This is a genomic window from Streptococcus sp. 2022WUSS037 (assembly GCF_044427225.1).
Taxonomy (GTDB): Bacteria; Bacillota; Bacilli; order Lactobacillales; family Streptococcaceae; genus Streptococcus.
In genome coordinates, this window is record NZ_JAOTGJ010000050.1 from 1 (window position 1) to 9,204 (window position 9,204).

Consider the following 9,204-nt stretch of genomic DNA (forward strand, 5'->3'; position numbering starts at 1 on the left):
TACCTTCCAAGCAAGTTGAAATCTACCTCCAATCCCACCTCTGTCCAATTCGACCCGATAGACAGGCGAGGAGGAAGGTTCGATATCAAACACTTGTAGATTTCACTTATAGAATAGCATAAAATCGAGCAAATGAATACTAAAAATAAGGATGAAAAGCCTCTTTTTGTGCTGGCTGAATACAAAAATCCCAAGTATGATATAGAAAAAATACTTGGGAGTAGACAGTGTAGATGTACTGCCGAATGTTAACTTAATGACATTGTCCTACTGTGGACCCTTCATCTATTTACAACTTAGGTGCTTGACCAAGTTCTGCCTGCAGCATCCAAATATGTTTTTCAATACTAGCCTTAGCCACATTGAAAATGTCGTTGGTTACGCTGTCACCTTCTTCATCACTGACATCAAATCCCTTTTGGAAAAGAGCAGCCAGATAGCGGAACACCTCTACCACACGCGCCAATTGCTCTTCAATCGTTACAGTGTAATCACCAGGAACTTCCTTGAGCTGACTATTTTCACTAAACTCTTTGAGGGTAGAAAATGGTGCCCCACCTAAGGTGATTAAACGCTCACTCATCTCATCCAAATAGCCATCAATTTCTTCCATATATTCATCCATCTTTGGATGCCAAATCATAAAGCCACGACCACGCATATACCAATGAACTTGATGGAGGATAGAATGGGCTACTGATAAATCGGCCACCGCTTGATTCAAAACAGCCTTAGAATCAGCCAGTGATGGACGCGGGCTGAAAGACGCAATTTCTGCTGGAGATTGATAATATTTTTGTTTCATCATATATCATCCTTTCTTTTATTTATAATTATTATAAATAAAAGAAGGAAAAATTGCAAGAATTATCCCTCATCCTCCTCTGACCTATTGACAAACAAATCCCTTGCTATATTAACTTATATACGTTAGACTAGTAAGTAAGAATAGTATGTGATTTTCTTTTTAGAAAGTCATCGCCCCCATATGTGTATATCAAGGAGGGATTTTATGTCAGAAGAAAAATTTGACGCAAAACTAGAACAGCTATCTGGCTCTGCAAAAGAGGTAATTGGTAAGCTGACCGACGACAAGGAAATCGAAGTTGAAGGACTTGTTGAGAAAGGAATTGGCAAAGCAAAAGAGCTAGTCGAAGATGCAAAAGATGGGCTTGAAGGTGCCATTAACGGCATCAAAAATGCTTTCGACAAAGAAGAGAAATAAACAAAGAGTTCAATATAGGTAGGATTGCTCGTGCACTGTTTGATAATGAACATTACACTCAATTTGGTCTTTTACCTGTAGCCCGAACAAAAATATGCAAGAGAGGGGAACTCAGGCATTTACCTGTCGAGTCTGCCCTCTCTTTTCTTATGCCACGAAAGGAGAATCTATGAAAAAAATCGTTTTTGTCTGTCTTGGAAATATTTGTCGTAGCCCTATGGCTGAATTTGTCATGAAAGATTTGACAAATCAATTTCATATTGAAAGCCGTGCTACTTCAAACTGGGAGCATGGTAATCCTATCTCCCCTGGAACACAGAAAATTTTCCAAAAGCACAAGATTTCCTATGATAAGACCAAAACTTCTCAACAAATCTCTCAAGCAGACTTTGAGGAATTTGATGTCATCATTGGTATGGACAGCAATAATATCCGAGATTTACAGAAAATGGCACCAGCACATGCCCAAAATAAGATTTTTCAATTCGCAGAAAAATCCGTACCAGACCCTTGGTATACTGGAGATTTTGACGAAACCTACGACATGGTAAAGAAAGGTTGCCAAGACTGGTTGGACAGGTTACAGTCATTTGACCAAGAATAAGATTTTCTATGTAATATTTTTGTAATATTTGTAAAAAAATGGTAAACTATTTCTGACTGAACTGATAATTTCTTACTGTATCCTAGAAAGAACTGATTAGCGTCGGTCAAATCTTATGAAAGAGTAAAACGATGAAAGAGTTCAAATTACCTAGTATAAAATGGCATGATATAACAAGTCATTTCACCCGTCCAAAACTTGAAATCCTCTCCCTTATTATCATCCTCATCTGTGCCCTCTCTGTATTTACAGGGCGAATTGCCAGCAAGCAAGCCATAACTTTCAATAATGGCGCCCTGCAGTACAACGGTTATGTGGTCGCAAATAAAATGAATGGTCAAGGAAAATTGACCTTTGATAATGGAGATGTCTACGAAGGACAATTTACAAATGGAATTTTCCACGGTCAAGGAACCTACACATCTGCAAGTGGGTGGGTTTATACCGGGCAATTTAAAAACGGCTATGCCGATGGAAAAGGAAAATTGACCACCGAAGGACAGGCTATCTACGAAGGAACTTTTAAACAGGGGATTTATCAATATGAAAATTAAATGGTTATCTGTTATACGTGTGATTGGATTAGTCTTTGTCCTACTCTATCATTTCTTTATCAAATATTTCCCAGGTGGCTTTGTGGGGGTTGACCTCTTCTTTACCCTGTCTGGATATTTGACAACTGCCCTTTTGATTGATGAGTTTGCAAAACATAAAAAAATAGATATTGTCAGCTTTTTCAGAAGAAGGTTCTATCGGATTCTCCCCCCTCTGGTTTTAACGATTCTTTTGGTTCTTCCACTTGCTCTACTTGTCCGCAATGATTTCATTGCCAATATCGGCAATCAGATAGCTGCTGCGCTCGGATTCATGACAAACTTCTTTGAAATTCTATCAGGTGGTAGTTACGAGAATCAATTTTCACCTCATCTATTTATGCATACTTGGACACTAGCCATAGAAGTTCAGTATTACCTTGTCTGGGCTGGTTTAGTTTGGTATCTGACTCGCATCTCAAAAAGTGTGGGGCAACTACGTGGATCAATTTTTCTAACATGTATAAGCCTCTTCTCGCTAAGTTTTTTAGCAATGTCTATCTCAAGTTTCTTTGTGGATAATTTCTCAACCATTTACTACTCGAGCTTCACACATACCTTCCCATTCTTCCTCGGAAGCATTCTCGCAACCATCGCTGGTATCGGAAATACAACAACTGCCTTCCAGCAACAAGTGAATACATTGAGTATCAAACAAGCTATAGGTCTGTTTCTTGGAGGACTAGGAATAGAACTTCTTCTTCTCTTTACTCTTCAATTCAGTTCCATCTGGACCTATCTAATTGGTTTTCTTCTATCCAGTTTAGCTACAGCAACTATGATTTTTGCTGCTCGGGTACTTCACGAGAAAACCGAAGATGTCAAAGAACCTGCAATTATCCTCTTCTTTTCAAGTATTTCTTATGGTATCTACCTCTTCCACTGGCCCTTGCTCATTATCTTTACACAACTGACAAATGCCACTATCGCTGCGGGATTATCCTTTGTTTTTTCTATTATCCTATCAACTATTTCCTTCTATATTCTAGAACCATATATTGCTGGAAAAGTAGGAAGCTTGTTTGGATTAGCCATGGATTTGAAACCATATAAAAAGTGGCTTCTTGGTAGCTTTGCTTGCTTGACCATAGTTGGCTTAGGTATCTGTCTGTTTGCACCAAAATTAGGAAGTTTTGAACAAGAGAGCATGGTTAGCAATCTTTACCAAGCTCAGACCCAACTAAATACAACACGATCTGCTGCTGAAAACGCTAAAGCTACTAGTTTTGAAATTCAAAAAGGAGTTATCATCTTTGGCGATTCTGTTACTGTTCGCGCCAGTGCTGCCATACAGACCGCGCTACCAGATGCACAGATCGATGGAACTGTCAGTCGAAATCTCTCTGAAATTGATAAATTGATAAATCTTTATAAGCAAAATAATAGCTTGAAAGAGACTGTAGTTGTAGCCCTAGGTACAAATACTACGGATAATTATCAGGAACTACTAGACCAGCTAGTCAAAGATTTTCCTAAAGGACGTCGCCTTATTTTTGTCACTCCTTACGATGGAAACTTCACTCCGAGCGAATCCATTTCTTATCAAACTGGTCAATACGAGAAAGAATTGGCTGAAAAATATGATTACATTTCCATTGCAGACTGGTATCAAGTTGCAAAGGATAATCCACCAATTTGGTACAATACCGACCTTGTTCATTTCAATCTTGAAAGTAATGGAGGCGAAGTCTTCGCCCAAACGATAAAAAATGCCGTTGAAGCCGTTGCTGATGGTCCAATCAAAAACTAGATTTATACATCATCATCCTCTGAGAATTTCTCGGAGGATTTTTGCACGATTTTCCGATAAGTCCAGCGCGAACTCTAAGAAATGGCGCTGTGCCTGAGCTCAGTCTCAATAAATCTTGTGAAATAAGCCACTTCTACAAAGGACGGAAAAGCGAAGATGACAAGTTAAAACTCCTACCTTTTACAGTAGGAGTTGGTGTCAAATTGACTATTTTTGTTTACTTTGGAAACGCCATTCAAAGCGTTTTTGGTCATAAAATGGATACATCATTTGTAAAAGAGTGACGGCAAGTAGCCAACCACCGATAATATCTGTCGGATAGTGAACCCCAATATAGATACGGGATACAGCTACCAGGACAGCAAGTAGAATCAACACGGCTTGTAGCACAAGTCTAGCTATGCCTTTCTTCATCCTCTGGTGAACAATAATAACAACTGCTCCTGCAATCATCATAGTTGATGCAGTATGCCAGCTAGGAAATGAGTAACCGATGGTATCAATCAACCATTCAATACTTGGACGCGGACGTTGGTAGACATATTTCAGGGCTGTGGATGCCACACCCATCGCCGCAAAACTAGCAAGTAGGAAATAAGCTTCTATCTTCCATTTTTTATAGTAGTAAAAGATAGCAGCTAGAATCAAGGTAATAGCTAAAATAATAACTGTATTTCCTAAAACAGTAATAGAGGTCCAAAATTGACTGGCTCCACTTGGTAAATTTCCACGAATGGCAGACTGGACAGTTGAGTCAAAACCTGCTAGGGTAGTAGGATAAAATTTTACTACATAGCCCAATATCACAAAGGCTAGAGCAAAAAAAGATGCATTTCGTAAATGGATTTGTTTATTCTTCATACAGTATAGTTTACCTTATAAAGGTTAAACTTTCTTTAAAATAGGTTGGGCTGCTTTGTAACAGATATAAAATATTGCTGAAAGCACAATCCCTTGTAAAAGATTAAAAGGAAGTACCATCATCAAAAGATAGTTAGTCAGACCCAAGATTTCTTTAATATCAAAATTTGCAAAGGCTGCATAAACAGGCACCGCATAAACGTAATTTAATACCAGCATCACTGCTGTCGAACCAATTGTCGCAACAGCGACTGCTTTTAAATAATTTTTTAACGTTTGTTCATTTTTCCAGAAATAGGCTACTGCTAAAATGAAAACTGACAAAGCTGCAATATTCATCGGTAAGCCAATAATTGTCGATGGTCCCTGATTATTTAAAATCAGTTTGAGAAAAGTTCGTACCAAAAGGATAGCAAAACTAGACTTCATATCTAGAACAAGCAGACCAAATAAAATCGGTACGAGAGAAAAATCCACTTCCAGGAAACTGGCTGTTGGAATCAGCGGAAATTTCAAATACATGAGCAGAAAGGATACTGCTGAGAGAATGGCGATAATCGTCATTTTGCGTGTGTTTGTCATAAGGTTCCTCCAATTTTTAAAAATTGAAGAAGCGTGGAAGAGCAGGCAAAAAGCCTCCACTTCGTCTTCTCCCATCCAGACTTTACTGTCGGTTGTGGAATTGCACCACATCAGCTTTCGCTCGCAGACTGTACGTGTCTTTCTTTCTATTTTATGGCTTCGTTAAGTCGGCTTGACATACCTTAGTATAGTCTGCACCTCCTTGCCTAGCCCTAAAATGAAACAAAAACACTTTTTTTGAGTGTTGCTTAAGATTTTTCTATCAGTCTAGGCGACAAGGCGAAGGCATAACTGGAGTTAGGCGAGCCTGGTCAACGACGAATGAGAGAAAAAGAAAAGCAAGAATCAAAAAAATCACTGCCGGTCGGGAATCTCACCCTGCCCTGAAGACTATTTCATCATACCAAAAAAGCCTTGCATTTGCAAGAGCTTGGTAAGTTTTCACTATTTTAACTTGTCCCCATCATAGGTGTGAACCAAATCTAGACCAACGAACTGTTGCTGCCGAAGAGCCTCATATACAATCATACACGCTGTATTAGAGACATTAAGACTACGCACATGTTCATCATTCATTGGAATACGGATAGCCTTCTCTGGATGTTCACGCATAAAATCTTCTGGCAAACCCTTATCTTCACGGCCAAATAAGAAATAATGAATATTCCCATCACTATAGTCTTCATCCGAATAGGTTTTATCAGCAAATTTAGATACTAAGTGAACACGTCCTTGTTTGCTGGCATAATCCATAAATTCTGCTAAATTGTCATAGAAGCGAACATCTAACTTATCCCAATAATCTAGTCCTGCACGTTTCATCTTACGGTCATCAATTGGAAATCCCATAGGCTTAATGATATGGAGAGGACTATTGGTTGCAGCACAAGTTCGAGCAATATTGCCTGTATTCTGTGGAATCTGTGGTTCAAATAAGACAATGTGGTTTTTGGCTGTTTCTTCTATATACTCTAATGTTTCAATATTCATAAGGACCTCTCTGGTGACATTTCACTAAACACGAATACCCTTCGAAAATCAAATCCAAACCATGTCAGCTGCATTTTACCGTATACCAATACAGTCTGCTGCTTGTTGTCTAGTTTCTTTTTTTGATTTTCATTGAGTAAAAAGACTCGACTGTCTCCTATGGCAAGAAAGACAAAAAAATAGCCACACTGCCCGGAGTCAAGCTCAGCAAACAGCATGGTGAATGATGATTCATTCACTTAACTCACAACAGGTTTGAGTTAAATCAATGAAATCGTGATACTATTGTAGCTTAAAGAAGGCTGAAAATCAAGAGTTTTGCCCCATTTTTTTCAAATTTTCATAGAAAATGAAAAAGGAGAGCAAATAAACTCCCCTTTCTTACATTTATTCTGCTGCAATCCCTTTTTCCGCAGTCAACTCAAGATTTTCATGGCCTGATTTGCTGTCCGAACCGATATAAACGTCGTAATATTTAACGCGTTTGTTAACGGCAGTAATACTTTCACGTTCAAAGGTTGGAATTGCAAAGGCTTGTTCGAATGCATATTCTTGCCAAGCTTTGTAGTTTTCAATATTTTTCTGTTCGTCAAATGACTCAGCAGAGGTAATTTTATTTAAAAGTGCTGTGTTTTCATCTGAAACGAAGCGAGTATAGTTGTACATCGCTTCAGGTCCCCACAATGATGTCGGGTCTGGATCTAGACCGGCAATCCAAGCAGCAAGATAGACATCAATCCCCTCATCATTGGCAGCAATTGATTCATAGAAAGTATTGTACTCAATGGTTCTTCCTGTATAGAGTTCCACATTCAAACCAATTTCTTTCCACCATGTAAGGTATTGCTGTACCATGGTTTCTTGCGTTTCGGTTGATTTCTGTGCTGCAACACTGATGGTAAGTGGTTTTCCAGCAGCATCTTCACGCATACCGTCTCCATCAACGTCTTTATATCCTGCCTCATCGAGAATTTTTTTAGCCTTTTCAGGATCATAACTATAGCCAGCTAGTTCTGAATCGTGAACATCTCCAAAGAAAGAGATAATTAGTGAGTTTGTCGGGTGATACAAGCCGTTATATAATTTCTCTCCAATCACCGCATTGTCCAACGCATATCCCATTGCTTGACGCAATTTAACATTATTCATCTTAGCATTAGGATTGGTCACATTTTTACCGCTGGTCTCATCGTACTTACCAAGATTGAAGCCAATATAATTGTAAATACCATCCAGACTACCTAGCAAAGTAATATTTGATAAGTCCTTGTAAGATTCGTACTGGTCTGTTGGCATTTCAGCCAAATCATAGTTTCCGGCTTTCATCTCAGAAACGATGGTGTCTGGAGAAACGATATCAATCTTGTAACTATCTAGCTTGACTTTGCCTTTGAAGTAATATTCATTAGGCACATAGGTAACAGATTCACCGCTGACAATTTCCTTTACCTTGTAAGGTCCCATCCCAACAACTTTGGCAGTACGAGCATAGTCACTTGATTCCCAATCTTTGACTGCAATGTCTTTAAAAATGTGTTTCGGCATGACTAAATAAGGTACACCCCCACCTGCATACATCATAGAAGGCGACATCTCTTTGACAGTCAGAACAACTGTATAGTCGTCAACTTTCTTGACGCCAGAAATTTCACTAGCTGTTCCTGCCTGTAGCTCTTCAAAACCAACAATATTGGTGTAGGTTGTATCAGCACGGACACCAGTATAATCAGGACTAGCTAACTGCTCAATGGTGAAAATATAGTCATCGATAGTAAATGGCTTCCCATCTGACCACTTGTAATCCTTGCCTGTCAAACTAACAGTGACAGTCTTGGCATCCACATCAAATTCAGCCTTGGCAAGTCCTGAATCATCCAATTTACGGTCTGCATTATAGCCAAACATAGAAATATCAACCATAGAGGCAAACGGAGCATCCACTCCCGTCTGAGCAAGCTCATCTAACAAAATACCCGTGGATGGTGCAGAAGCAACCAAGGCATACTTAAACTGCCCACCACTAATTGCCTGACCTTCATGGGTCACTTCAGATTCAAAAGATAAATCAATTGAGCTCGTGCTTTCTTTACTTTGACAAGCTGTTAACGCTACAATAGAAAGCAGACCGATACCAGTTAAAGCGATGTTTTTCATTCTTTTCATATCTCTACTCCATTTATTTATTTTGAATAGTATAGCACGATTTAGCATAAATATGCAACTATCTTACCAAGAATATTCGCCTTTGAGTACGCTCACTTTCTTCCATTCTAACTAAAAATGATAAGGTATGCAGGTCAAGGCAAACTCCCCTCATTCCTACTGCTTCTTAGTTTTTAATGATAGTCCACCAAACTCATAACTCAGTAAACTAAGCTAGGTATCGTTTTTTCTCTGATGACAAAGTATTATATAGACAATATGTAAAGACCCCCAGTTGAGAATTCGTGGATTTACCTGTACACTAGAATAAAAAAAACAATCAACTTCTAACAGGAATTACCACACTCAATTGGAGGTCTTATATGTTTCATTTTACCACACTTTTCATCGGAATGGATGTTCACAAAGAAAGTTTTTCACTCTGCTATTATGATAT

At 38.8% G+C, this 9,204-nt stretch carries 9 protein-coding genes and 1 riboswitch; of the genes, 4 read left to right on the forward strand and 5 right to left on the reverse strand.

Features of this window, described 5'->3' with window-relative positions:
• Positions 1-289: 289 nt before the first annotated feature.
• Positions 290-808 carry a DNA starvation/stationary phase protection protein gene (locus tag ODU55_RS11055; RefSeq protein WP_024384587.1) on the reverse strand — a complete coding sequence of 173 codons (519 nt, stop codon included), beginning with the start codon at positions 806-808 and terminating at the stop codon, positions 290-292.
• Between the two features lie 204 nt (positions 809-1,012).
• Here ODU55_RS11055 and ODU55_RS11060 point away from each other — a divergent pair, with 204 nt between their 5' ends.
• The 4 genes from ODU55_RS11060 to ODU55_RS11075 all read left to right on the forward strand — a co-directional run bounded on the left by ODU55_RS11060 (position 1,013) and on the right by ODU55_RS11075 (position 4,172).
• Complete coding sequence (locus ODU55_RS11060; protein WP_174850156.1) at positions 1,013-1,225, forward strand: CsbD family protein; 213 nt, start codon at positions 1,013-1,015, stop codon at positions 1,223-1,225.
• Positions 1,226-1,394: 169 nt separating this feature from the next.
• The gene (locus ODU55_RS11065) at positions 1,395-1,829 is read left to right on the forward strand and encodes a low molecular weight protein-tyrosine-phosphatase (protein WP_398582853.1); all 435 of its coding nucleotides are present in this window, start codon (positions 1,395-1,397) and stop codon (positions 1,827-1,829) included.
• 131 nt (positions 1,830-1,960) lie between these two features.
• Entirely contained in the window at positions 1,961-2,383 is a 423-nt protein-coding gene (locus ODU55_RS11070) for a hypothetical protein (RefSeq protein WP_172034810.1), read from the forward strand.
• On the forward strand, positions 2,373-4,172 hold the full coding sequence (locus ODU55_RS11075; RefSeq protein ID WP_398582854.1) for an acyltransferase family protein: 1,800 nt from the start codon (positions 2,373-2,375) through the stop codon (positions 4,170-4,172). Before ODU55_RS11070 ends, ODU55_RS11075 begins: the two co-directional genes overlap by 11 nt.
• Before the next feature lie 207 nt (positions 4,173-4,379).
• Here the strand turns inward: ODU55_RS11075 and ODU55_RS11080 are convergent, their stop codons facing one another.
• The 4 genes from ODU55_RS11080 to ODU55_RS11095 form a co-directional block, all read right to left on the reverse strand.
• Positions 4,380-5,033 (reverse strand): phosphatase PAP2 family protein, encoded by a 654-nt coding sequence (locus ODU55_RS11080; RefSeq protein ID WP_044674249.1) that lies wholly within the window; start codon positions 5,031-5,033, stop codon positions 4,380-4,382.
• A gap of 24 nt (positions 5,034-5,057) precedes the next feature.
• Positions 5,058-5,615, reverse strand: a complete 558-nt coding sequence (locus ODU55_RS11085; protein ID WP_398582855.1) for an ECF transporter S component — start codon at positions 5,613-5,615, stop codon at positions 5,058-5,060.
• A 59-nt stretch (positions 5,616-5,674) separates the two neighbouring features.
• Positions 5,675-6,010, reverse strand: a riboswitch (FMN riboswitch).
• A 49-nt stretch (positions 6,011-6,059) separates the two neighbouring features.
• Complete coding sequence (locus ODU55_RS11090) at positions 6,060-6,605, reverse strand: tRNA (cytidine(34)-2'-O)-methyltransferase (protein ID WP_044678787.1); 546 nt, start codon at positions 6,603-6,605, stop codon at positions 6,060-6,062.
• Between the two features lie 387 nt (positions 6,606-6,992).
• Positions 6,993-8,768, reverse strand: coding sequence for an oligopeptide ABC transporter substrate-binding protein (locus ODU55_RS11095; RefSeq protein WP_398582856.1), 1,776 nt, complete (start codon positions 8,766-8,768; stop codon positions 6,993-6,995).
• Between the last annotated feature and the right edge of the window lie 436 nt (positions 8,769-9,204).